Below are 25,900 nucleotides of genomic sequence, written 5' to 3'. Positions count from 1 at the left end.
CTTTATATTTATAGTCTTATAACAAATCTTTTAATGCAATACGTTGAAACACCAGATCTGCCTGGCTACTTTCATACAACACGCCTATCGTATCATCATCTATTGATGTCATACAAGAGTATCCTCTACCTTTGGCCTCATCCAAAAGCACTTTGCGTTCCCAAGTCTCCGCATTATCCTTACTGACCTTTAGGGTGATGTTGACACGCTCATATTTGGAATCTGGATTGCAAAATACGATGATAGATTTCTCGTTACCATTTTCGTGGTAATGATGTTTATGTATACTCGCCATGCAAGTAGGCTCGATCAATGCGCTACGTGAAGTAGGATGTTCTTCCCATGTTTGTCCTAAATCTGTCGTAATCGCAATAGCCCTTCCGTTATCCTCCCCTTTATGTGCTTTATTATGATTAGATCTCATATTCAACATAATACGCCCCTCTTCCAGTTCTACCGCCATACACTCGGTTGTCGACAATGGTAATGCTGGGTTGGACGTCACCCAAGTTTCGCCACCATCTTTACTGTATGTGATATTAGAAAATGCTTTTCCATTTTTATCTCTTCCTTGTGTAGGCATCACCAATGTTCCATCCCGTAATGTCAGGCCAGCCCCCGGAGCAGGTGCCCACAGCCACCACTCTTCTTTTTTGCATATTTCCGTCAAGTTGACCGGTTCAGACCATGTCTTTCCATTATCCGTGCTTTTGACCATCAGGAATTGAGATGTTTGTTTGATACCAAAGCCCGGCTGAGAGCCCCTATTTCTCCATTGGTGGTTCCATATTTCTTTCCCATTTTTTACCCCCGGATACCAAACACCCTTCTCATCTATCACGCCGTGCATCCATAATCCAGCGATATAAATATTACCCGTCCTTTCGTCCAACAAAATATTAGGGTCGGAAACTCCATTAAATTTCTGCGATAATCCACCATATTTACCCATATCAACAGCAACTTCTATCGGCAACCACGTAAGTCCTTTATCCAGGCTTCGCGAGACCCCAATGTCCATATGTCCTTGTAGATCCCTACCCGATTCGTAGCGGGCATCATATACCGATATCAGTGATCCGTCTTTCGCGGTTATAATTCCCGGAATACGGCTGGTATGTACATTTCCTTGCTTATGTCTACGTAAAGCTACCGCCAGTCTATGTGTAGACATAGCTCCAATTAACCCATTCGTCGCTTTTTGCCCCCCGATTGAAAACTCGTCCCAGTTTATTGAAAAAGGAACCTCAATATTTTTGACAGGCCTTACTTTAACAGTCAACCATAAAAAATTTGAACCTTTTCCGAGTTTAGTCTGAAAAGAAATCTTATTTCTGCCCGATTGGGCCTTTACTTTTTTTATCGGGGTATATTTCCGTACATTTTTTTGCTTAAGCAACGTCGAGTCGCCTTCGATATACCACAGACCTATCTCTTCAACAACCTCGGCAGCCCGTCCGTCCAATCGCAGCACAATCTCGCCCTTCGATAGGGCGGAAGCGTCACTCTCAATTTGAAATCTTTTTACTACATTGACTTCTTGGTCAGCTAATACAGGAAGAGCGTAATTTTTTAGCGTCACGTTGATTTGTGCAGTACTTATGAATGTCCACATTGACAAAAAAAGGAAAACAATTAATAATCTTGACTTTTTCATCGAAATTTTAAATAGATTATGGCATAAATAAAAATAAGCGTTATCCTGTATATTCTAAACCTTATAAGCGTTTAGGAACATTTGCTATTGGCTTTGCTTTAATCCACCCTTCGTGGAGTTTCTGTTTTAGTTCTTTAATCTTTACTGCGTTTGCAGGCAACTCCGCTACGTTATTCAACTCCAATGGGTCAAGCCGATGGTCATATAACTCTACTGCTCTCACCTCAGCAGTCTTAAAATCACGCCACTCTACGTAACGATAACGTTCGGTTCTCATCGCATAGCCCATTAAATTCGGATTTCCTTTATACATCCAAGGTCTAGGAAACTGGCTAAATGCAGCACTTTTCCATGGCATATCGGGTTGAGTGAGCAGCGGCATGAAACTAACGCCTTCCAAGTTATCTGGAATTTGGAAACCCGCTAAATCCGCTAACGTAGGATATAAATCCACCAGTTCGACCAGTGCGTTAGACATTATACCTTGCTTTTTCCCGGGGGCAGCAACGATTAGAGGCACTCTCGTGTCGAGCTCATAATTGGTTGATTTTGCCCATAACCCCTTTTCTCCAAGATGAAAGCCATGATCACTCCACAACACAACAATGGTGTTTCCTGTTAAATTTAATCGATCCAGCTCGTCCAGCACTTTGCCGATTTGTGCATCGGTATAACTAATTGCAGCATAATAACCATGTAATAATTCCTTCACCTTTTCGTCTGTGATTACATTTTTGCCTATATCAGTATAACCACGAAGTTCCTGACTGTTATGTCCAGCATAAGACGGTACGTTTGTTGGGAACTCTCGTTCAGCAGGTAAAGTGATCTTATCACGATCGTATATGTCCCAGTATTTTTTTGGCGCACTAAATGGTAAATGCGGGCGACGAAATCCTACGGCCAAAAAGAACGGCTTATCCTTAATCTTTCCTAGAGTTGCTACTGCCTGATCTGCTACCTTCCCATCAATATAGGCATTATCGGGTACGTCAGCAATCTCGGAGGACGCTGCTTTACTCGATTTTGTCAGCAGATTATCGGGGAGCACGTATTTACCTTTCTTTGCGGTAACTACCAGTATTTCTGGAGCCGACCATGAGAGGGAATCCTGAGCTGATCGCGGATCGTGATATATTTTACCTATACTTTGTGTATGATAGCCATTATTTTTAAAATATTGTGGTAAGGTAATGACATCTGGAATCGTGGTGCGAAAATGTGTCTTTAAGTCCCAAACTTTTGTTGTATTCGGTCTCCTCCCAGTCATTAGAGAAGTCCGTGAAGGAGAACATACCGCTTGTTGACAATAAGCCCGGTTAAATAAAACACCTAATTTTGCCAATCTATCAATATTTGGACTTTGAACAACTTTATCCCCATAGCATCCCAATTGTGGTCTCAAATCGTCGACCGCGATAAAGAGCACGTTGGGTCGCATCTGACTATGCAACTCCATTACCGTACAACTGCCGAGGGTTAATAATATTATAGAAACTACTGAGGCAATGCGCTTATTCGCAGCAGATTTGAGTTCAATATATTTGTGACTTCTCATACAAAGCTGTTATATAAATATTAATCAGATGAATCCTCTTTTTAGAAATGTTTTAGAAAGCTTTCATTAGTAGTTATGTACTACATAACAAATATGCTTAGTTATTTTAATTAATACAAATTAAATTTCATTTAATTTAGTCACCTCCTACTGATGTGCTTCCTCATTATCGGGCGGTTTTCTTAAAAATTGTATATAGATGAATTACTTCACGTAAATCACGCTCCTGACAGGTCTCTGCCAGGTACCTCCAGTAGGATAGTTAACACGACCGTTATCTCCCTGATTCTTGACAAACATGGTTGATGAACCACCGCCGTCGAAGTTCATCGCGTCAACGGCACCTAAAGCCTGCAAAATCTTGGCCAACTGGGGGGTACTCACACCTGTCACGCCACCGCCTGTATCGACCACGACCATAAAAACACGTTTACCATCTGCGGACACCCCCAATCCGGTCCGTGCAGTTGTCGAGCTGTTATGACTTGTCGACATATCCAAAGTCTCTATCACACCGGACGTAATTAACATGGGGCCACACACAATGATATTTTGTGCATTGTTAACTGGAATTGCAGCGGCTACCAAATTCAGGTTTCTACCACTTTCTGTAAATTTCCTAACCGTAGCCACATTGTTATGTATGAGAAGTGCTGAATTTGTATAGAGTTGGCTGACGTCCAAGTGTCCGCTTTGAACCGTAGTACCATTAATCCTAATATAAGGGTCTTTGTTGGTGGAACTGCCATATGGGAAATAACCGGCATTCACACCAGCGAACGCGTTGTAGGTATTACACATCGTCACCGTATTGATCTCGGTTGGTGAGAAACCTATCCCTAACGTATTGGACTCATTAAGAGTGATGTCCAATATATATATCCTTCGCAAGGTCGCGCCGAACACGTTGAGTTCCGCGGTTTTGTATATCACACCTGGCTTTACCGTATGGGTAGTCCAATCGAATGTTGCGATTTTATTTTGGTCAACATCTACAGTAGTCGTCTTGGCATTTGAGACAATACCATATTTTGATACCGTAACCTCTGCTGAAGTTATATCCCCTAGAGTTGGAGCGATAACCGTTAACGATGTCTTGGTAGCCTCCTGCACTGTAGCCTCGGCCGTTCCAAACCTTACTATATTATCTTCGATATTCCGACTAAAATCCGTACCCTTGATGACAACTGTCGAACCGGAAAAACAAGTATTAGTCAATGAGGTTATCACCGGTGGTGCCGTATCATTATAAGTAAATGTTTTTATATTGGAACGTGTCCCATTGACAGACACAACCACATTCAGTGCGACGTCGTTAAAGCCGGCGGGTGCCTCTACTTTGAGTTCAGCTTCTGACCACTCCAATATTTCAGCGTCCCTTAAGCCAAAGATAACCTTGACATCTTCTTTGCTGCTACCGAAATTTTTTCCCGTAATAATGATCTCAGTACCGTCAGATCCGGAATCGGGGGATAGCGATGTTATGGCCGGAGCTACAACAGTTGCCGGCGGCGGTAAAACATCCGAATCGTCGACACTCCCGCTATCACAAGAGCTTATTACAAGAGATACCGCTACAAAAGCCAGTATAACACGAAAATAATCTAAGTTTTTGCGCATAACATTTATAATTAGTTTTAGCATATGATTGTTTTTGTTTACGTTATTGTAATTCATAGTTAGGCTCACATCAAAGTCACTGGCCCCACAAGTCCAGAAGAATGCCATGATTGTGCCTTAGTGTGCGTCCATTGTTGGGCTGCAGCATTAGCTGTCAAGGATTTAACATAGTTCCCCAAAGTTGTTGTAACCTTTATTTTCATCGTATTTTCGCCATATTTCAAGGCCTTTCTGATATCGTATTGGTGCCTACCATACCACCTGAATCCGATCGGACGTCCGTTCATTTCCACCTCAGATATACCATATACTTTTCCTAGGTCGAGCATTGCATACTTTCCCGGGCTATCTATCTGGATTTGCTTCTCATAAAAAATAATTCCCCCGAACGACCGCAGGTCCGGATCTTCCTTTAAATCGACTAGCTGTCTGAACGTTGTTTCCTTGGAATCCTGATTCACATTTGTCAGCGTTACGCGCCAAGGTCCATCGATTTCATATGGACGGTTCCCCGTTTTTCTCTGGATAGGATACTCTTCGCCCTCTGCATCTGGGCAAAAAACAATTAAAATAGATTGCGCCGGCCCCAGACTGATTTCGAGGATATTCTTTTCGTCGCTGTACGGATAACGGTATTTTTCACCCGTCTCCGGATTCCAAAGCCATGCTGTTTTGTTGCCGACATTAAAGGTCGCGGTAAATTGATGCCCTTTTTCCTGGTGATAGTTACAGATAAAGAAAATGTCGGCCTGATCGGTTTTATAATATACTTGACTGACGTGACCTACAGGACGGTCAAAGCGAACGAATGGCGTAAGTTTATAGGTAGATTGGAGTTGCGCGTACCAGTCGATAATCTTCCCTTGTGGTGCTGCGTAATAGGTTACATTATGTGGGAAGTCATTCTTTAAAGTTCGAATTTCCCTGTACACCTTTTGATCATTTGCTTGGGCACCCGCTCGTCCGAACGTCTTCGAAGGTTCTTTTCCGATAAAAATCACCTGGCCACCTACAGCCGCAAATTTTCTCAGTAGCTCTGGCGTTTCGGGATCGATCGATTCCAACTCCGCCATCAGAAGCGTTTTATAATCTCTTCCATTGTAATGAAGTCTTCCAGCCGAAAAGCTACATTTTTTTAGAATATTTTCGCTGATATAATCACATCCGTTCCCATTTTGATGAATAGCCTCCCATATATTGTTCGCGTATGCAGGATATACTATCTGGGGGACCTGTTGGTATTGGAGACCAACGTCCGACCACATGTCTGCAAATGGGAACATAATGGCTATATCCGATTGCATATCGGATGCTTGAAAAACGGCGGATAATCTTGCTTTATAATCTATCCAGTTTTTCAGATATGGCCACCAAGTATTCCTTTCACTAAAGTACGTTCCATAACGTATCCAACCCGGAAAGGAAACTTCGGGTGGACTATAATTAAATCCGTGTAAAATGGAATGGGTCACCCCCGAGAGAATACTTTGATCCCCAACGATTTTTATTTTTTCCAGCGTTTCATTGAAAACAAGGTCCGTATTGGTAACCTCTTCACAACTTACGACACGTTTTCCGGTCAGCCTTGCTGCGGAAGAAACAAACTTATTTACGGGCCGATATGCTCTGCCAGTTTTAAAAGTACCTTCTGGCAGGTCAGCCCCCACATCACGACGAATCCAGGTTTCGCAATCAGGTATATCGACAAGCATAGCCGATTCTAACGGGTAATATTCCCGTCCGTACGCTTGCACACGGGACTTCACGTTATGCTGTTTACACCATTCCAGAAAGGTCAGAAAAAAACGTTCATGGAAAAGCTCCAGGCGCGTCGTTTCGAAATCATACCGAACACGGTTTATTTCCTCTTGCGCCTGAGGCGATAAAGCAAGAGCACTTTCCAGGGATTGGGTGCCTGTATGCGTATTCCTTTGACTTAATTTGAAAAGGATAAAAGGTAGGTAGGGCTCGAGTGAATACCCTCTTCGCTGCAAGAACTGTTCAGCCATATCATCACACCAGTTCGAGCCACGTAACTCCATACTATCCACAAATATCGATCTGAAGTGATCGCCCATAGGGCCAATACTGGTTGTAATTGCATCAGACATTCTATCCAGATAGCGCTGGACAGCGGCTTTATTATAATGATTTAAAACGGGCCCAGAAGCTCCGGGGGCACCGTATTGTACAGATGAATAGCCCGTTAGTTTTACAACTGTGTATAATATATGATCACCTGCCGGTACATCAATAATGATCGCTTCGCTTTTTATTTGTGCGTTGAGATCGACTCCAGGGCTAAAAGTATCGAGATGTGCTGCAGAAAGCCTTAACTCGAAAAGTTCCATCGTGCCACTCTTTCGCTTTAATAGAAAAGCGGTTTCGGCCAATAGCTCTTCTTTTGCTATGATAACCTGTTGTGGTCCTTCCAATTTCTTCGTTCCGACAGCTACTAGCTGTAATTGCTCATCCTTTTCTAAGAATTCACCGCCGAAAGGCCAGCCTGACCCTACTATAACATCACAGGCTATTTCCCGGTCTTTAGCTGCGTTCAGCGTGGTCTTTAGCGCCCCCATCCACTCTTCTGTCAGCCAATGAAGCGCCGGATAATCCGTCGGATTATTCCATTTCGGAAATGCTATAGTATTGATTTCGACCCCGGAAATACCCATTGTTTTAAGGACATCCAATTCGCGTATCAATTCCTTTTTCACAACTCTTCCGCCATTCCACCACCAGCGGACAAAAGGTCTTGCTTCGGCAGGCGGATTCTGAAATTTTCTATATAGAACAGATATTGAATTTTCAGCGGCATTCAGTCTCTTTGTTGAAATCGGAAGACTGTATACCAAGGGAGTTAAGGCTCCTATTCTGACAAAATTTCTTCTTGATATCTTCATTTCCAATATCTAATCCCGTCCCTTAAACGACCAATGGTCTGTCCTAAATGAAGAAGCAGGTAATCCCTCAGTATTAAACAAATCTCCTACAACCCAGTCTTTGAATGCATAGCGTACCGCGATGGGATTTTTCACATCTTTGCTATGGACAACAACCCCTTTCGCGGTGATTTTGGCTTCCGCCGGGTGGAATACTTTGTCCTCTCCTGCAATTTCAAATGCTTTCAGGCTCTTTCCGAAAGAGGTGAGTCCGTTCTCAGCATGAGAGAAAAAAATGGTTACACGATCGTTGTCTATTTTATGAGATTTGTATGCCGGACTTGCAAACGCCAAGCCTTTCATCCCATATACATTCGCCAACGCCCAATACAGCAGCCGCTTACTTATCACGGTCTTATCGGGCGGATGAATATAATTCTTGGCGCCAACATCCATACTCACGACCATCCCTGCATTCGAAATTTGGGTACTTGCATTTGATTGGGCTTCTCTTAGAAATGCTGATTCATGGGTGCCATCGTATTTAAATGGAGCAATTTGAACATAATAAAAAGGCCATTCCCCGATGTTCCACGCTTTCCGCCAACTTTTAACCATCGTCTCCATCAACTCGTCATACTGTTCATAATTGGAACGATTTGCCTCTCCCTGATACCAGAGAACTCCCTGAATTCCATAACCAAGAAATGGATTTATCATAGCATTGTATAGGACAGATGGATCATTTTTAGTAATTTTTGCTGTGTCGGCAGGGTTCGAGACTTTAACTCCAGAGAACGATCTAAGCGCATTTTCCGGCATCCATGCTTCAACTTTTGTACCACCCCAAGTCGACATAATCATTCCTATTGGAACTTTTAACTTACGCTGAAGTTCTTGTGCAAACTGGTAACCTACAGCACTGAATTCTCTTGCGCTTTGCGCGTCAGAAACTTGCCATGAAGTTGACTTTCCATCATATCGTAGGGTTCTTGAAAGTTCTTTGTCATATTTTATGAGACGTATGTGAGAATTATCCGCATCTAACAAAATGTCCGCAGCGTTAAGTGTTGGTTGGTTACGAAATCCTTTAACCGGCATCTCCATATTAGACTGCCCGGAACATACCCATACCTCGCCTAACAGCACATTATTCAACGTAATTTCTTCTCCATCACTAATTTTAACTTGATAAGGCCCTCCAGCCTTTGTCGATACGACAGATAACTTCCATGATCCATTAGAATCAGACATTGTTGTATAGTTCTGGTTATTCCAGGAAGTGCGTACAGTAACCTTAACATTCACTTTCGCTTTACCCCATATTGAAACAGTTGAATTCTGTTGCAACACCATATTGTCACTGAATATGGACGGCAGTGATATCTTAGCGAATGCATTAGAGATAATCAGATTTACAAGTAATAAAAGCAGATATTTTTTTAGTATTAACATATTGTATTATTTTATTTTGAATAATTTCACCCCATGCCTGTTTATCCTTACAGAAAACGATGTCTCGATATTTCCCACATCTTCTTGCTTCCAGAGGTCACGCAATGTGTGTTTTCCCGACAGTTGTAATGAAGATAGTGACAGCTCATAGTCCATAGGGTTTTCTCCCAGATTGAACACACCAACCGCTATAGAACCGTCTGATAACGGTTTAGCCCATACCTGAATATTTTTTTTATTAATTATTCTCGAAGCTTGTTTACCAAGAATATCTTGATTTACTGCAATAACTTCAGGATTAGAAAGCAATCCGTATGTAAAATCGTCCAACCGCGTCAGATCGCAGCCTATTAATAAGGGAGCTGCCAACAAACTCCATAAGGAGATATGTGTATATTGTTCGTTGGGTGAAAGATACGTAGGCCGCAAATTTTTACTCCATCCCACATAACCCACTACCAACATATCCGGATCATTCCAACGTCCAGGTCCCGCATAAGATTCTAAACCGGCTTGGTTAAAGCCTATTCGTGACATATTCTCCCAATTGTCACGGATATCGCCCGTAGTACGCCATACGTTCCCTCCAACGGAAGCTCCCCATTTCCACACGTCCTTCATTCCATATTGACAAAGACTATAAACAATGTCCCTACCAATATCGTTTAATGCCTGCCCCATTAATCGGTATGGATATTGCACTTCTTCTAGATTAGGCTTAGAAACAATTGAACGATATCCACACCAGTCATACTTCAGATAGTCGAAACCCCATTTTGCAAATTGTTTTGCGTCTGCAATCTCGTGCTTATAGCTACCTTGGTAACGCTGGCAAGTCAGCGGACCAGGAGAAGTATATAATCCAGCCTTGAATCCATATTTATGCAGGTAGTCCGTTAGCGATTTCATATCCGGGAAATCCTTATTTGACAAAATACTTCCATCGACGTCCCGGGTTTCTCCGATAAGTTCATGTTCATTAAATCGAACTTTCTTCGTTCGAATCCGGAAATCTATATTTGCTTTATAATACGGTTCTAATAAAGTCCTCTCCTGTGGCCCCATATTCTCCACGTCTGGCACCTTCATCCAACAATCGTCTATATTAATGTAAGTCCAGCCGTAGTCCGCAAGTCCTGTTTTTATAAATTGATCTGCAGTATTTTTTATATCGGCAGCCGTCACATTACAAGCGAAAGAATTCCAGCTGTTCCAACCCATTGGTGGTGTAAGCGCAATATCCGGCCCCACCCTTATGGTTACGCGCTTCTCAGATCTTCCGTATTTGTTCTGGGCAGTTAAAACGAGGTCATACTCCCCTTCCTTATCGATAGCACCTCTTATCACCCCCAGCTTCGCATCAAATGTACAACCGTCCGGCAGATCCGACACAATATATTTCATAGGCCGCTCTCCTGTAGCGGCAACTCTGTATATGATTTCACTTCCAGGCCGCACCCCGTATACACCCACACTATTTATTTCAGGCTCTTTCGGCGGTTTAGGGGTCAGGATGACATATTCAGCTCTCCGAGAGGCCAAATAAATCTGTCTTACTTCCTGCACTTCTTTTAGGCTAGTTAAAACTGTATCAAACTTTAGTGGCTTAATTCCCCGTTCATTGCAAGAAACTAAGTATGCCTGCCAGTATCTCCTCGCTAAAACACTGTATTTGTCCGAAGTTTCCCGCAATGCTATATGCCATATCTTATCCCGCTCTTCCCAGCTCATTTCCATTAAAGATTCGGCATCATTATAACGATCACGCAGTGCATACCATGCCTCTGCACGCTTAGATCTCACCCAACTCACACTATCTGTCCTGCTGTTGACATGAAACATCTCCTCGAACCAGCTTTCGGAGATTCGTTCTGGATGTGAATCACTCGTAAAAGCCAAGCCAATACTCGCCAAAAGCATTAAGAGCACTACAATCTTATTTATCATATTATTTTAACGAATGCTCTTTTATTTCTTATAAATCACTATTCCTTCCGTTGGACTTTCTGCGCCCCCTTCTCCCGCAATAACTACAGTACCATCGTCTAATACCACCGCATCCATAAAGCCGTACGGCAATTGATAACCAAAGTAAGTCGTTTTAGTATGCAATAGTCCTAAGGAAGTGAAAGTAGCACCATTATCCGTGCTTTTGTAAATAACCGGATTAGTTGGATAAGGAACAGTATTCTTCGTATCAGGATCTGTCTCTCTGTCTGTTGGCGTTACCAACAAGATTTCTCCATCGTTACCGTTCACTGCAATTCCAGCATATTGATGTCCAAATTGTCCTGATTGAGCTGTGGTAGTAAGATTGGTTATACCACCCCAAGTTTGGCCGCCGGTAGTACTGTAATAAGCTCTTCTATTTCTAGGAGTAGCATTTAAGTGACCTGCGATCAGCATTAACCGCCCGTCTGTCAGCTCAACAACAGTAGGATACCTCAGGTTTGTGGTCCCCACTTGGCTGCTAAGATTCCAAGTTTGGCCGCCGTCATCGGAATAAGCTACCTTCATTGTATTGTTGGCATATGAAAGTGGCATGATTAGTCGGTTATTATACGTTGTCGACTTTAACTCTATTCCCGAACCCGAGCCATCTTGTATATATGTACCAGCCGTTTTCAGCTGGGTAGAGATATCTACAGGAGCACTCCAGGTTTGGCCGTTGTCTGTTGACTCGATCTGAAACACCTGTTGGGATTCTCCATTATAAACATAGGTGTTTGTAGCGTCAAATGCACCATCAATTTTAGTGTAATGCAATATAATCTTGCCGCTTCTTAGACTTACCACCTGAGGAAAGCAATAGGTTGAACTACTATTATCTCCCGCCAATACGAGTAGCTGGTCACTCCAGGTAGTGCCTCCATCCGATGAGCGCTTCATAACGATATCGGTATTGCCAACAGGTTGAAGGTTTTGAGCAACTCGCTCGTATGCAGATATAGGATCTTTTCGTCCTTCAGCAAAAAGCAACAAGTCTCCGTTTTGAGCTTTTGCCAACGCAGGCGCCTGAATCTTCGCATACCCCTGTTCATACTCATGCATGGCATAATTTAGCTTATACATATCGTTGCTTTCGATGTATAAATCGTATACTTTAATAAAATTACGGTGGGGGCGAATGTGCGGTGTATAATAATATAGTTCGCCTGGCAGAAGGTTAAATCGGAATACCAATATATTATTAACTTTCAAATAAAATATCCCTTCCGCAATCACAACTTCTAATTCGGCCGGAACTCCGGGACTCAGTACCTCATTTATTGTAGGCCAGCCATCATTGGGGTTCACATTCACAACCGTACCGTAATAATTGACAAAAAATGTAGGTTGTCCCGCGTTCCCACCGTCAAGCCCCCAAATGAGCTCGTTTCCAGTTTCCGTATGTAGGCCTAAAGGAATACCCGCAGCAGTTGCATTTAATGTACCCAACGTGATCTTGGTATATAGGTAAAAGGTTTTACCCGGCCCCATCGGCATAAAATATTTTGAAAATATCCGGCTCTTCTGATAGGCTGTGTTATCGCCGTTGAAATGGTCTGCATTCGATAAAGGATAAAAATTATAATGGGGGATTTCTTCCAATACACCGGGCTTCCTCATCCAAGAAAGCGTATCACCTTTGGGTACATAGTCGGTATATCCCTTAATTAACACCTTACTGTCATCAGGCACCCCGTCCTTGATTAGCCATTCACCCGCTTGTTTATTTACATCAAATGGAAACGGAAGTGTTTCAGGAACGCGCTGCTCTTCCGGAAAAGGCCCCGGAAAGTCAAAGTGCTCTTCCCGATAACAACCCGTGAATAGGAAAGTCAGTATTCCGATAAAAAGGATGCAGTGTTTATTGTTATTCGTTTTCATATTAATATTAAATAAGTATATTCTAAACAATGTCGAAGTTATCGCCACAACTTTGGATCAATCGGAACGTACCAATTGTCCTGATTTTCTAACCGCGCTTTTATAGCCGCTCTTTCCGACAAGGGGTATTTTTTTGCAACCACATCTGCAAGCATATTTCTTCCATTCATTTGTGATCGCAGCATCAAATCATACCAACGTCTTCCTTCGAATGCAAACTCGCGCGCACGTTCTGCAAAAATCATGTCCTCCATCAATTCTTTATCAGTATAAGGAAACGTTAAATTATCCAACTCTACCAAGCCCCGGGCCTCCCTTACCCGATTAAGAAAGTTAAAAGCTGACGAGTAATTATTTAATCTCAAATCTGCCAGCGCTTTTATCAAATAAGCATCTGCACTGCGCAGGATATGCCAACTCGCATCGCTTTGATAAGGCGGCCGCCTAGAGGAAACATTATCCAGTCCGATGTATTTCCAAATGACTGTATCACCATCCAGTACTTTATAGCTGAACTGTTCCCTTATATCAGCATCAGCATCCGAATAATCATCTTTATATAAGTCATCTACTATTTGTGCGACCGGTTTTAAATAATATTTACCGCCGTCGCCTCGCACCGACGAGGTAAATTCCTGCAACCTGTTTGTTTCAAATCCTCTATCATACTCGTACCCCAACAAAAACATCGAGTGATCCGAAGCACTGGAACTCGTAAATTGATTTATCCAGGTACCGGACACCCCCAGCGAGTAACCTGTATTTCTTATGGGAAGGTCACAAAAGGACGATGCGCTTTGGTAATCCCCCAACCATAAAGCAACTTCTGCAGCAAACAAAGCAGCGAGGACTTGAGACACTCTTCCATATCTTTCTTTCGCACTGAGCGAAGAACCGCCATTCCATCGGTAATTGATCGGAAGCAAACCCAATGCAGTCTGCGCATCCTTGAATATAAGCGTCCATACTTCCTGCTTATTTGCCGGCATCCTGAATATACTTTCAATTTGCTGCGGAGTTAAGCTTAATGTAGGTTTAGAAATTGTATCACCTGCTGCACTGACATAACGTATATTCTCCGCATAGTCTGAAGTAATGAGGGGAAACTCATCAAAAGTCCGCACCAATTGATAATAGCAAATAGCACGCAACAATAAGGCTTCAGCGTAAAATGCTCCTGCGTCCCTATCCGTCAGATTCTTATCCAATTTATGAACGTCATATACCTTCTCCATCTGACGGTTACACCGTGCAATAGTGCTGTATATACCGGCATAGCTCGTATAAGGGTTATTGGTACTGACATTATTAACGACAAATTCGTTGATATAAGGATCAGGTTCGGCCTGGCCCGCTGTCACCAAATCCGCTCGGGCATCCCCCCACAATAAAAACTTATGAACTTCTTTTGCAAGAGATTCGTACATCCCGATTGCCGATGCATTTAAATCTGCCTCCGTCTTATAAAAATCATCCTCCTGAATTGAACTGTCTGGAATAATCTCGAAAAAATCCGAGCACGACATGATACAAGTGCTCAGCAATACGGTGGCGATTATTAATTTTACTGATTTCATCTTCATTTTTTTCAAAATTTAACTACAACGACATCTTCAATCCAACTATATATGATCGAGAAAGTGGTGAGGCTCCAAAATCAATTCCACGAAACATGGGATTCGGTGTTGTTACAACCTCGGGGTCTAAACCACTATACTTCGTAAAAGTCATCAGATTTTCTGCCGTTACATATATATTAAGCCCCCTGAAGAAAGCCATTTTAGAAGGAAGAGGAATATCGTAACTGACCGATATATTCTTGAGCCGCAGATAGCTGCCATCTTCAATCCATAAGTCGGATGTTGTTCCATTTGATGAAGGATCATCTAATGCCGCTCGACTTAAGCCAGTTCCTGGGTTTGCCTCCGAAATATAACGACCCGCAACGTCAGGAGATTGGTTAGAATAATCAGCCATTAAATGCATACGCTGATCGAAACGATTATATATATCGTTTCCTACCGAATACGTAAATGCCGCATTCAACGATATATTCTTGTAGGTCAGGAAGGTTCCAAAGTTTCCAAACATATCCGGGAGAGGCGAACCAAGTACCTGACGATCGAGATCATTAATCTTAGAATCCTTGTTTACATCTTCAATAATATAGTCTCCCGCCTTGAAGTTACTCCCATCCGACTTTTGGAGGTTTACCTCTGCCTCAGAAGCAAATACACCAAGCACCCTATAGCCATAAAAGGCACCTACTGGCTCATCCACGCGAGATAACGTGGTTACTCCCCCTAGGGATCTAACAATGTCACCATTTCTAAGCGAGGTTATTTTATTTTTCAACGTAGAAAAACTACCGTAAAGCGACCAAGATAAGGCTTCCCGATTAATCAGCTTCGCATTTAAATTCATCTCAATCCCTTGTGACAACACTTTTCCATTATTTTCAAACTGTGGGTCGAGCCCCAATTCTATAGGCAAGGTCCGTTGCGTGATAAGATTAGATGTTAGTTTATAGTAATAGCCTGCACCAAGTTCAAGCCTTCTCTCCAACAAGCCCAGTGTAAGACCTGCATCATAAACATCTGTAATCTCAGGTCTGATCGATTCATTTGCAATGTTTTGTAAATACGCACCACCATAGCCGTAGTAGTTAGCGGCAGAATAAAGATTGTAGTGATAATATCCACGTAGATCATTATTCCCCGTCCTACCCCAGTCGGCATAAAGCGCCAATTGATTATCTCTGCTCCGATCGAATAAGTCTATTTCAGTGTTTATTCCTGGGTAAATCTCCCACGTTCCTTTCCCACCAAAGCCCGACGCACCTTCGATATTCAGATTCGCACCAATGTTTATTTTATTTAGGAGATCCAGATTTCCACGCATATAGAATGTAGCCAATCGGGATCTATACCTCGAGTTAGAAGCTGAATCCAATGTTCCTTGCTCCAACGTCTCATAATCGTCCGTACCCGCATTAATCTTGCGCGCAAACACAGCTTTCTCTTCGTATGATTCAACAGATAACCCCACTTTTCCAGAATACCGATTTATTTTCCCTAGCGCACCATTTGTCTCCAACCACGTATTCCACAAAATGGTAGACTCACTGGAGTTTCGCTTTCTATTTTGCCGAATTCTGTTTAAGTCCTGAACTATTCCATATGCCGGACGATACTGCTTTTCCGTGAGATTCATGTAATTAAACACAAACGATGACCGCAAATAGGTTTGTGGCTGCATTAACCAACTTGCGACGATACTTCCATCCACCCGATTATGCTCATTGTTGTTATACATATTGTCTACCAATGAAATCGGGTTACTTTTCCCTAAAACATCTACATCGGCCAATCGATTAGATATCTCCCCCGATTCGGAGAATAAAAATGGGCTCATAAATGGACCTTTGGCAACAGCATTGAACAACGGATGTATACTGTAATTAAACCCTTGTTCAAAATAATTTACCTTTGCATACGTATAGGCAAGATGATTGGTTATTTCAACTGTTGGAGAGACTTTATAATCTATATTGAAACGTAGATTTGCTTGATTCATATCCGATCCTTTGACAGTCCCCTCTCGATCACTATAACCTACACTAAACATATAACGCGTTTCACCATCTCCACCTTTCAGTTTCAAATGATAATCAGATATCCTTGCATTCCTTGTAATTAAATCCAACCAGTCTGTCTCGTGATTATACAATGGGGAGTTTGCATCGAAAATTGGGTTATGGTAAACCTCCTCCTGTGTACTCCCTGTCTCCAGCATATAACTAGCGATATAATTCTTAAATTGGTTAGCGTTCATTCGTGCGATATCATAATTTCCGTTTGCCACACCGAACTTTGCGGAAAAATCAATTTTAGTCCCCCCTAGTTCACCCCTATCAGTTTCGATATAAATCGCCCCATTCGCCCCTCTTCCACCAATTTCTGAAAGTTCCTTTCCTCCTTTAATCACTTTTACTTCCCGGATGTCATAAGGGTTTATAAAATTAAAGCGCGATGGCTGAAAAACAGATAAAAAGGAAGGTAGCGAACGGCTATATCTCACAGGGATACCATCTACGTACACAAACGGAGATGCGTTCATATTAATAGTATTCAGACCACGAATCATTAACTGCGACGTATTACCCACAGTCCCCGACTGTATGACCTGGACTGCTGGTTCTGTAACGAGGAGCTCGCTAAACGTCGTGGCAGCAGTTTTAACATTCACGTTCACAACGGAATCTACAGCAGAGTACTCACTCTGTTGCGCAAATACCGACATACAAATACTATTCAAAACAAGGAACAAACCTTTGATTCTATATCTTTTTTTCATATACCCTTTTAGTTTACTACTGGTATTAATTCAATTGCATCCATTAAAATATCGCAACAATAATTACCTAGCTTTCCTGTAGCAAACCCGGTAAACGCAAAGGTTATCGTCACATCAGACCGGTCTTGAACATCAATCCGTCCGCAATTGTTAACTATATAATAATCCCATACTTCCCAAACACCGTCTCTCACCGCCAGATCGATATCAGCTTTGATTATTTCCCCATCATAAATTGTGATAAACTTTCCACGAGTTCCATTACGATGTACGAGTCGGATGTCATACATCCCCGCCGGTACTTCAGGAATAGTGAGGTGGAAAGAATCGCCTACCTGCTGAGCGTCAAACGCGACGATCCTCCCTTCTTGATTTTGATGATAACTTTTTGTTCCATCATTCATCACTATTCGTGCCGGCGACTCTGTAAATACATTCTGTTCACCGTAAGGACTCCCAGGAGGGTAAAGATTATACCGAATAAACGACGGTAACGCCTCTACAATATCTACAACCGTATCTATTGAGTGAAAAATACCGTTAAAACAAACCCGATCAATACCATGCTCTAACGACTGGTCAAACTGGAATATTTCGTTCATGAAATAGTTGTCCCTATCATCCACGCTAAAACTCAACGATTCTCTTTTATACAATGGATAGAATCGTCCATCATTGGCTAATTGATTTAAGAAATATCCGGAATCTGGAATAACGTGATACCCCGCCCAATCCTCCAAGTTTGGAATGGAGTTTTTGTCAAAATTATTTTTCAACAAAACTTCATCCCGCTCAATAATCAGCGTAATCGTACTATCTTTTAGATAGCTAGTCAGACCGGTCTCTTCAAAAATATCCAACATAATCGTATACATTCCCGTCTTATGCAGAACATCATAAATACTCTCTATAGGTGGCGAAAGCACTTCATCCGTTATATTTACATAACCATTCGTCAGTTCAATATTAGATTGGACAATGGTTACTAAATTGTTTAATTTAATAGAACTATACGAACCTCTGATATCAGCAATCAGATATTTATCATTCAACACGGTGGGTGCAGGAAGCGGGCCGGGAATAAATACATTTGTATTTATCTTTCGGTCCAATAAGTGATACGAAAAATAGTTCAACCAAAATTCAGGAGATCTATCTGTAATAGAGGTGACCTGATCACCGTTGGTAGAAAGTCTCGCAAACAACCTTTCAAAGGCCTCATTTGTTGGTGCAAATAGTGTGTAAGCTCCGGCGGTTTTTAAAAGACTCCTCCTATTTACATAATCGATCAGCTCCTTGAAAGTGCTGAGTTGTGCTTCCTGGTCAATAAAATCCATTATCTGAAGTTCGTCGGTATCGTCATACCTCGCATCTGAGAATTTCCTTTCACAACCCGTGATCACGAATAAAACAATAAAAGCGAGCGGCACTATGCAGCCGGCTATTATTTTTCCACTTAAAAAGTAATGCAAATACTGTTTCATCTTATTGCGTTCTAATACAACCTATAATTATTTATTTTTATAGAAATCCTTTTGCTGAAGCAATGGATTTCGTTCTACTTCCGTTCTGTAATATGGTAAGAACCAACTTTCTTTATCCAATAACCTAGCACGAATGACCTGATAGCTTCGCCCCATGGAGTGGTTTGTTGCAGCCTTTTCAATAAGAACATTCTCATATCCGGGTCTCCGGGATATACGTACTGCTGCAAACCATTCCTTCCCTTCAAATCCCAATTCAAACTCCCTTTCCATTAAAAGCCATGTAAAAAAATCAACTCCTTGTCCAGCCTCTCCCGGTGCGAGGTCGGGCAGGTCGCAGTGTTGACGGATTATATTTATAATAGCTTCTGCCTGTTCGTATTCTTCCTTCATCGCATAGGCTTCTGCTTTCATAAACATAATCTCACGATAGCGGTAAAAGATATAATGGGCAACACGGTCACTCTGATTTCTATAGGATCTTTGATAAGGTGCCTGCCCCAAAAATTTGTATACTTCATAAGCTTGCTTAAACCCATTCGCAGCACCGCTAAACGTAAATGCACTATAATTTTTCAACCGAATCGTATCGGCGGAAAAATGCTCCAGCACCCCAGTAGGAGGGTAAAGAATTTCCCCTGCATTAATATCGATATTTGCCTTATTAGCTAAATAAATATCCCTGGAATTGCCGTCGTGGTATACAAACCAATTGTACAGTGGAGAGGAGGGGCCTCTCTCCGTGTATTGAAACTCAAAAATCGATTCAGGAGAGTTTCCAGGACTAAAAATCGTGTACCAGGCAGACGGTTCTACGAGCTTAGATTCGTATGTCGCATCCAAAAGCTCGCAAAGGTCAATACAAGCATCGTATTCATTTCGCCAAAGTTTAACGTCCGCCATTATGGCTGCTACGGCGCTTCTCGTAATGCGTCCAAATCGGTGAAAATTATTCAGAAAAGTTTCGGGTACTGCATCTCGAGCAATACGCAGATCCTCTTCAATGAAATCGAGGACTTCATTTTCAGATGATGCGGCGACACTAAGATTTTGCGTATCTGACTCATACGGATCCTTTATGATAGGAACTTCCTTAAAGGCACGCACGAGATAGAAGTAATACAGCGCACGCAATGCATGTGCTTCCCCCAACATACCATTCAATTCCTCTTCTTTAAAAGTGGGATCATTTTGGAGTGCAGTAGGGGCATTTTTAATAAACGCATTTATCCAACCAATTGACCTATAAATATTACTCCAGTTAAGCAATGAGTTTTGCGTATATATATCATGCGAGATGAATTGCGTATGAGTCGATGATGCTTGGCTACCGGGGGCATATAAACTGGATCGGATATCTCCCCATGCCTGAAACAAATTCAAGCAGCTGTTTAATGAAGTATACAGTCCGTTTAACGACGATTGAACCTGATCCCTGTTTTGCCAAAATTCGTCCTTAATTAAGTTATCCGGTTGGCCTACCTCTAAAAACTTTTCGCAACCGGACAGAAAGAGAATCAGCCCTAACAACCCGTATTTAAACTTATTCGATGTTTTCATTGTCTTCATTTTAAAATTAAAGTGTTGCTCTAAATCCGAATGTGAATTGCCTTGGTGGTGCTGTAGTATTATTGTCTACTCCAGGCATTGTAATATTTCCGTTCATAGGAACTTCTGGGTCGACACCTAGGTATTTTGTCCATGTATAGAGGTTATAGCTTGTAAAAAATACACTGGCATTTTTCAAACCAAACCTTAAAATCGCATTTCTATCAAAGTTATACGAGAGAGAAACAGATTTTAAGCGGAGATAAGAGGCATCCTCCACCCATCTTGTAGAGGCGTCCTGATTCCACTCGGCCAACCTTTCCGCACGAGGCATATGACTTATGTCCCCTTGGGTTCTCCACCGAGCCGTAATAGATTGCGCCTGATTTCTGGAATCATGCATCTTCTCTACGTTTTTACGACTTAGGTTAATCACATCATGACCATACTTGTACTCAAATTGCACCAATAGTTGGAAGTTGCGATAATCAAAGGTATTATTCCAACCTCCGAAAAAGAGAGGGCTGCTGTTCCCAATTTGAACTTTATCGAGCTCGTTAATAATTCCATCACTATTAATATCCTCGTATTTCATATCTCCTCCTCTAAATTGATGTCCAGAGTTCGAGCCAAAACGCATCTGCTTGGGTGTAATACCATCTGCCTGATAAATGACATTTCCCTCGCTATCCCGTAAAATAGCGTCCTCATCTCTTGGGTAGACACCTAATGCCCGGTAACCATAAAATGCTCCGATAACATCACCGGCTTGCAGCTTCGAGACAAAGCCATCTCGCGTACTTTGCCAAGACGCCGCATCTATATTATCAGGAAGGCTCAAAATTCTATTTCGGTTAGTCGCGATATTGAATTGGGTACGCCAACCAAGACCAGTTTCTGTTCGCTTTTTAATAATAGCAGTCATACCAAATTCCACTCCAGAATTCCGTACGGAACCAAAGTTTATCCATTGTTTGCTATATCCCAGTGTTGAAGAGAGTATTTCTTCCAACAACAAATCATCTGTAGTCTTATTATAATAATCCACTGAAGCTTCGATTCTATTCTTGAATAAGTGAAAGTCCAGACCATAGTTAAATTCTTTGCTAGTTTCCGGCTTAATCTTATCGTAGGCCATTTTGGATGGATAAGTATAAGGATCACCAAGATAACCTGTTCCGGTAGAATAAGCGACATCCGTCAAATTGATGAGCCTTCTAGGTAAATTACCCGAAATACCGAAAGAAAAGCGAGGCTTTAAATGATTAACCCATGTCGGAAGCGAAAGGAAGTCTTCCTTAGCCATGTCCCAAGCTAAGCCTAAGGTTGGATAAATGATGTAAGGATTATCCTTACCCTGTCTAGAGTTCGCCTCAAGGTTAGCCGACGTCGTTAGAAAAACTCTATCACGCCATCCATAGTGGCCATGCAAGATAAATCCGATCTCTCTTTCATCACCGAAATCGCCTTCTGCCGATGTAATTAATGCGGAAGCATCTGAAGACCGCAAATGGGGGGATGATCCATTATTATAGCTTAATAACGTCGAATTAAAAGTTTCTGCCCGTACTTTAAAAATACCCGTCATCATCAAACGATGATTGGTCTTATTTAGTGCTGCCCACGACAGTCTGTTGGTATTATTTAACAAAAGCTGTCCTCCTTCACCATGCAGACCAGCATTATATAAAACCTCTCCGGGCAATGCAGCGGTAGCATATCCTGGCAAAAAATATTCGTCAGAAGACTCACGAAAATCCACCGACACCTGAGAGCGAAAATCGAGGTTTTTAACAATATTATAGTCGATCGAAGTAGACGCTTGAAAACGGTTCGCTTTCGTTAGGTTGGTGGAATAATCAATTATAGCAAGTGGATTATACCGCGATGTATAGGTCGCACCCACAGATCTCTCGACAAAATAATCCAATCCATTACGGGAGTAAACGGGGAAATAGGCAGCCATCTCCCGGGCATATGTAATCGGTGAAATCTCAGCGTTGATATTTGTGCTGTTCCCTGCCTCTATGATTCCGCTCTCATTGATAGGGTGTCGTTGGCCCCGCTTATCCGTTAAGGAATTGGTGTATGATAAATCTGCCGAAATTTTAAGTTTATTGGAAACTCGATAATCAATATTAAAAACATTATTAAACCGATCGTACCCTGTCCCTTTAGTTGTACCATATTGATTGGTGTACCCCAATCCCCAATAATATCTCACCCGTTCACCGCCACCACTTAAGTTAGCATTGTACTGCTGATTAAAGCCTGTACGGGTAATCACATCCATCCAATCCGTATTATTATTAAATTTCCAAGCGTCATCCCTAGTGAGATCGCCACGCAATTCCAACAAAAAACTCCCATCATCGACACCCGATCTATAACTTTCCAGTGAAAAAATACGCTGGTCGTCGCCAGACATCATAGGGATTGTTTTCGGCACTTGTGTGGTTGTAAATTTTGATGAAAGACTAAAAACCGGCTTACCTTGCTTTCCTCGTTTGGTTTTAATTACAATGACCCCGTTTGATCCCCGTGACCCATATAGAGCCGTAGCCGATGCGTCTTTCAATATATCGATGTGTTCGATATCAGATGGATCAATATCACCTATAGGACTAAAACCAAAGTCTACTATACTCGAGACATTGAAGTCATTGCCAATAACTTCTCTACCATCGACAACCCATAGCGGATCATTTATACCCGAGATACTCGAAACTCCCCGAATACGCACGGTTCCCGCAGCTCCGGGATCACCACTTGCTGCAGTAATTTGTAATCCAGCTGCATTCCCCTGAATAAGTTGCTCTATATTGGTTACCGGGGCATTTCGCAAATCCGTCAGATCGATACTCGCAATAGCACTGCTGAGTTCTTTTCTATTTATTGACAGCATACCCATATCTGCTCCTTCATCCTGTACCCCCGTAATAATCACCTCCTCCAATTCACTACTTGATGCTAAGAGAATTACTTCGAATCTATCTCGGCTTCCTAGTGTAAACTCCTGAGGTTGATATCCAATGAAAGTGAATTTAATTTTTACGGCATTCGCGTCTTTTTTTATCTGGAACTTTCCAGATGCGTCGGTTCTCACAGCATTTAATACCAAGTTATTCCGATTAACCTGCATGACCGTTGCTCCCGGGAAAACAACACCTGTAGTTTCGTCATAAACGACACCCGTTATGACATTTGTTTGTGCAAAAACATTTTGATTGAAGTAGAAAAATACTCCAACAAGAATGCAAATATCTCGTATTATTTTGTTCATTTCCTAAATATTTCAGCGTTAAAAAGTCTCGTTAACTTTATGTACAACACCATTGCTTCCTTGTACATTAGCAGCTGTAAGCGGTGTAGGTTTTATCGTTTTTTGCGCATAGGTGACACTGAAAGTATCCCACGAACCAGAAAAAGACATCATTTCACCATTCTTATTCGGAATAAGTCCCCCTTGGGTGACACCATCCGTAAATACATAACGGTTAGGAATGATATACTTCCCTACAAATGCCCGCATTTGCTCTGGCGTCGAATTAACGACATCAATTCCTGCAGCTTGCATCGCTGTATTGGTTGGCGCAAACACCGTATACGTAAAGAAACCGGTTAAATTCAGCTCCGACTCAAGTCCTGCTTTCTGAATAGCACTCGCAAACTGTGTGTAGTCAGGATCTCCGGTGATCAGCACAAAAACGGTCCGATCCAAATCTGCTGGATCCATCGGTGTAAGAAAACCATCGACCTCAAAAATCGCCCCGTTCCCCTTCTCCCATACGGGTTCTGGAGATAAGAGCGAAACAGAATTGCCTGTATAGTCAATGAATTCGTTATTATCGAATAAGATCCATCCAAATTCTGTTGGATAATATCGCTTTCTAAATCCTCCATCCTTTCTGACATCAATGTTAAAAATACCTGTTCTGCATTCTCTCCTTCTTATTTCGCGGTCTTCAGCAGCCAAATCCTCCGCAGCAGGCCCTGTCCAAAATTCATCGGATTGGACCAAGATAGTTTTATCCGCATGTTGATAATATAATCCGTCGGTCAAGCCGTCTTCCAGATTAGTTCTCTTAAGCATTTCTACCCATTGCGTATAAAATTTCTCCCGCATATAAATTCCGCCTTCGACACTGTGTAGAATGGGAGACTCCACCACCTTGTTCACTTTATATATCACGCTATTACTTGATAAAACAGAACCCACTATTGTAGGCGCAATTTTACTCACTTCTTGAGGAAACCCACCAATTCTGATCTTTGGATTATCTCTTACAATATCACTTTTAAACCACGGCTCGGCTAGAAGAGTCGTTCTGACCACCTGTGTCCGTACAAATTCAGGAACGGAATCAAGCGTCCCCGGTGTACCACCAAAATGCGCTGCATAGGGCGTAAAATACGCAAGAAGCGCCTCATCTGTAGGGGCAAATACCGTCGAAAGCACCGATTCGTCAGCGACATTTCTAATGCTTGTATATGCTCTAATTAACGTCGTGTCCACCCAACCAAACTGATCTTTGGGACCTAGAATATAACTAACGTGTCCTTCCAACCACTTGCTAAATATCGACATATCATCGACTGATGCTACTGCGGCATCGGTTATGGGTAATTCTGGTAATGGTGATGTAAGGACATGAATTACGCCGTTAGCTGCACTGATATCATATTTTGTTTCATGGACTCTTACAGATTCCACCATAAACCCACTTCCATCCATATGGTAGATAATGTTATAATCATCGGCCTGCATATCAAAAAAAGGCTGTGTAAAAAGCCGAATTGATTTAGGTTTAACCAAAACGCCTTCAGCCCGAGTCGTATAATAGGTTGCTTTCGTAGCGGCTAGACTTCCTTCGGGAGCATTCCTATACCGTTTTTCAATATCATATTTGTAATACATTCCGTTGATGAAATGAGCATTCACGTATTGACGAAGTATGGATTCTGGCACCTCATCTATGGTCTGAAAGCCCTTCGATTCGGCAAAGGTTTGCACATGTTCATTCGTTGGTGCCAAACATGTATATATTGCAGCCTCTCCCAGCGTTTGTCTAAGTCCTAGTTTGTCTATAACTTTGACAAAATCTACCAATTCGGGGTCTTCTTCTAACGTTTCTACAATGTTTTTATCGACTCTAGCGACGGGGTTGTAATGTTCGTCAAACTTCTTCGAACACGACATACCCAACATTATCACAACGATATATGACAATATGAAATATTTTGTAGGTTGTTTCATTACAGGCTTATTATAATTTATTAAATATTCTCCTCAAACATATGCACTTGCGTTAAAACCGTTGCAGCTAATCCTAAGATATTATACATGGGCCCAACTCGAGGAATCCCTGATTTAATAAGACGCTTTATGTTCATAGATTTAATAACGAAATGGTTTATATCTCAGTTAAGTAGTTATGTACTACATGTCAAATGTATAAGTTAATATTCA

At 41.9% G+C, this 25,900-nt stretch carries 13 protein-coding genes; all 13 read right to left on the bottom strand.

The window, feature by feature from the left end; all coding sequences use genetic code 11:
• Positions 1-16: 16 nt before the first annotated feature.
• Entirely contained in the window at positions 17-1,615 is a 1,599-nt protein-coding gene (locus tag G5B30_RS04730) for a sialidase family protein (protein ID WP_165318834.1), read from the bottom strand.
• A gap of 103 nt (positions 1,616-1,718) precedes the next feature.
• On the bottom strand, positions 1,719-3,215 hold the full coding sequence (locus G5B30_RS04725) for a sulfatase (protein WP_240903100.1): 1,497 nt from the start codon (positions 3,213-3,215) through the stop codon (positions 1,719-1,721).
• 204 nt (positions 3,216-3,419) lie between these two features.
• Positions 3,420-4,835, bottom strand: coding sequence for a phosphodiester glycosidase family protein (locus G5B30_RS04720; protein WP_165318833.1), 1,416 nt, complete (start codon positions 4,833-4,835; stop codon positions 3,420-3,422).
• Between the two features lie 65 nt (positions 4,836-4,900).
• Complete coding sequence (locus tag G5B30_RS04715; protein ID WP_165318832.1) at positions 4,901-7,738, bottom strand: glycosyl hydrolase; 2,838 nt, start codon at positions 7,736-7,738, stop codon at positions 4,901-4,903.
• A 9-nt stretch (positions 7,739-7,747) separates the two neighbouring features.
• Positions 7,748-9,172, bottom strand: a complete 1,425-nt coding sequence (locus G5B30_RS04710) for a sialate O-acetylesterase (protein ID WP_165318831.1) — start codon at positions 9,170-9,172, stop codon at positions 7,748-7,750.
• Positions 9,173-9,178: 6 nt separating this feature from the next.
• Positions 9,179-11,119, bottom strand: a complete 1,941-nt coding sequence (locus tag G5B30_RS04705) for a glycoside hydrolase family 27 protein (protein WP_165318830.1) — start codon at positions 11,117-11,119, stop codon at positions 9,179-9,181.
• 21 nt (positions 11,120-11,140) lie between these two features.
• The gene (locus G5B30_RS04700) at positions 11,141-13,042 is read right to left on the bottom strand and encodes a sialidase family protein (protein WP_165318829.1); all 1,902 of its coding nucleotides are present in this window, start codon (positions 13,040-13,042) and stop codon (positions 11,141-11,143) included.
• Positions 13,043-13,080: 38 nt separating this feature from the next.
• Positions 13,081-14,625, bottom strand: a complete 1,545-nt coding sequence (locus G5B30_RS04695; protein ID WP_165318828.1) for a RagB/SusD family nutrient uptake outer membrane protein — start codon at positions 14,623-14,625, stop codon at positions 13,081-13,083.
• A gap of 16 nt (positions 14,626-14,641) precedes the next feature.
• A complete protein-coding gene (locus G5B30_RS04690) occupies positions 14,642-17,398 on the bottom strand; it encodes a SusC/RagA family TonB-linked outer membrane protein (protein ID WP_165318827.1) in 2,757 nt (918 codons plus the stop codon).
• Between the two features lie 8 nt (positions 17,399-17,406).
• On the bottom strand, positions 17,407-18,882 hold the full coding sequence (locus G5B30_RS04685) for a fasciclin domain-containing protein (protein WP_165318826.1): 1,476 nt from the start codon (positions 18,880-18,882) through the stop codon (positions 17,407-17,409).
• A gap of 27 nt (positions 18,883-18,909) precedes the next feature.
• Entirely contained in the window at positions 18,910-20,442 is a 1,533-nt protein-coding gene (locus G5B30_RS04680) for a RagB/SusD family nutrient uptake outer membrane protein (RefSeq protein WP_165318825.1), read from the bottom strand.
• A 16-nt stretch (positions 20,443-20,458) separates the two neighbouring features.
• The gene (locus G5B30_RS04675) at positions 20,459-23,713 is read right to left on the bottom strand and encodes a SusC/RagA family TonB-linked outer membrane protein (RefSeq protein WP_165318824.1); all 3,255 of its coding nucleotides are present in this window, start codon (positions 23,711-23,713) and stop codon (positions 20,459-20,461) included.
• An 18-nt stretch (positions 23,714-23,731) separates the two neighbouring features.
• Positions 23,732-25,687: a fasciclin domain-containing protein gene (locus tag G5B30_RS04670; RefSeq protein ID WP_165318823.1), complete on the bottom strand. Its 1,956-nt coding sequence runs from the start codon at positions 25,685-25,687 to the stop codon at positions 23,732-23,734.
• Positions 25,688-25,900: the final 213 nt, after the last annotated feature.

Source organism: Sphingobacterium sp. SGG-5, assembly GCF_011043525.1.
Lineage (GTDB): Bacteria > Bacteroidota > Bacteroidia > Sphingobacteriales > Sphingobacteriaceae > Sphingobacterium.
Note: the sequence above shows the minus strand (reverse complement) of the source record. Positions and strands in the feature narration are given on the sequence as shown.

Bases quoted from the DNA above. Each gene is read 5' to 3' on its own strand.
- G5B30_RS04730 (WP_165318834.1), bottom strand. From the start codon at position 1,615: ATGTGGACATTCATAAGTACTGCACAAATCAACGTGACGCTAAAAAAT.
- G5B30_RS04725 (WP_240903100.1), bottom strand. From the start codon at position 3,215: ATGAGAAGTCACAAATATATTGAACTCAAATCTGCTGCGAATAAGCGC.
- G5B30_RS04720 (WP_165318833.1), bottom strand. From the start codon at position 4,835: ATGCGCAAAAACTTAGATTATTTTCGTGTTATACTGGCTTTTGTAGCG.
- G5B30_RS04715 (WP_165318832.1), bottom strand. From the start codon at position 7,738: ATGAAGATATCAAGAAGAAATTTTGTCAGAATAGGAGCCTTAACTCCC.
- G5B30_RS04710 (WP_165318831.1), bottom strand. From the start codon at position 9,172: ATGTTAATACTAAAAAAATATCTGCTTTTATTACTTGTAAATCTGATT.
- G5B30_RS04705 (WP_165318830.1), bottom strand. From the start codon at position 11,119: ATGATAAATAAGATTGTAGTGCTCTTAATGCTTTTGGCGAGTATTGGC.
- G5B30_RS04700 (WP_165318829.1), bottom strand. From the start codon at position 13,042: ATGAAAACGAATAACAATAAACACTGCATCCTTTTTATCGGAATACTG.
- G5B30_RS04695 (WP_165318828.1), bottom strand. From the start codon at position 14,625: ATGAAGATGAAATCAGTAAAATTAATAATCGCCACCGTATTGCTGAGC.
- G5B30_RS04690 (WP_165318827.1), bottom strand. From the start codon at position 17,398: ATGAAAAAAAGATATAGAATCAAAGGTTTGTTCCTTGTTTTGAATAGT.
- G5B30_RS04685 (WP_165318826.1), bottom strand. From the start codon at position 18,882: ATGAAACAGTATTTGCATTACTTTTTAAGTGGAAAAATAATAGCCGGC.
- G5B30_RS04680 (WP_165318825.1), bottom strand. From the start codon at position 20,442: ATGAAAACATCGAATAAGTTTAAATACGGGTTGTTAGGGCTGATTCTC.
- G5B30_RS04675 (WP_165318824.1), bottom strand. From the start codon at position 23,713: ATGAACAAAATAATACGAGATATTTGCATTCTTGTTGGAGTATTTTTC.
- G5B30_RS04670 (WP_165318823.1), bottom strand. From the start codon at position 25,687: ATGAAACAACCTACAAAATATTTCATATTGTCATATATCGTTGTGATA.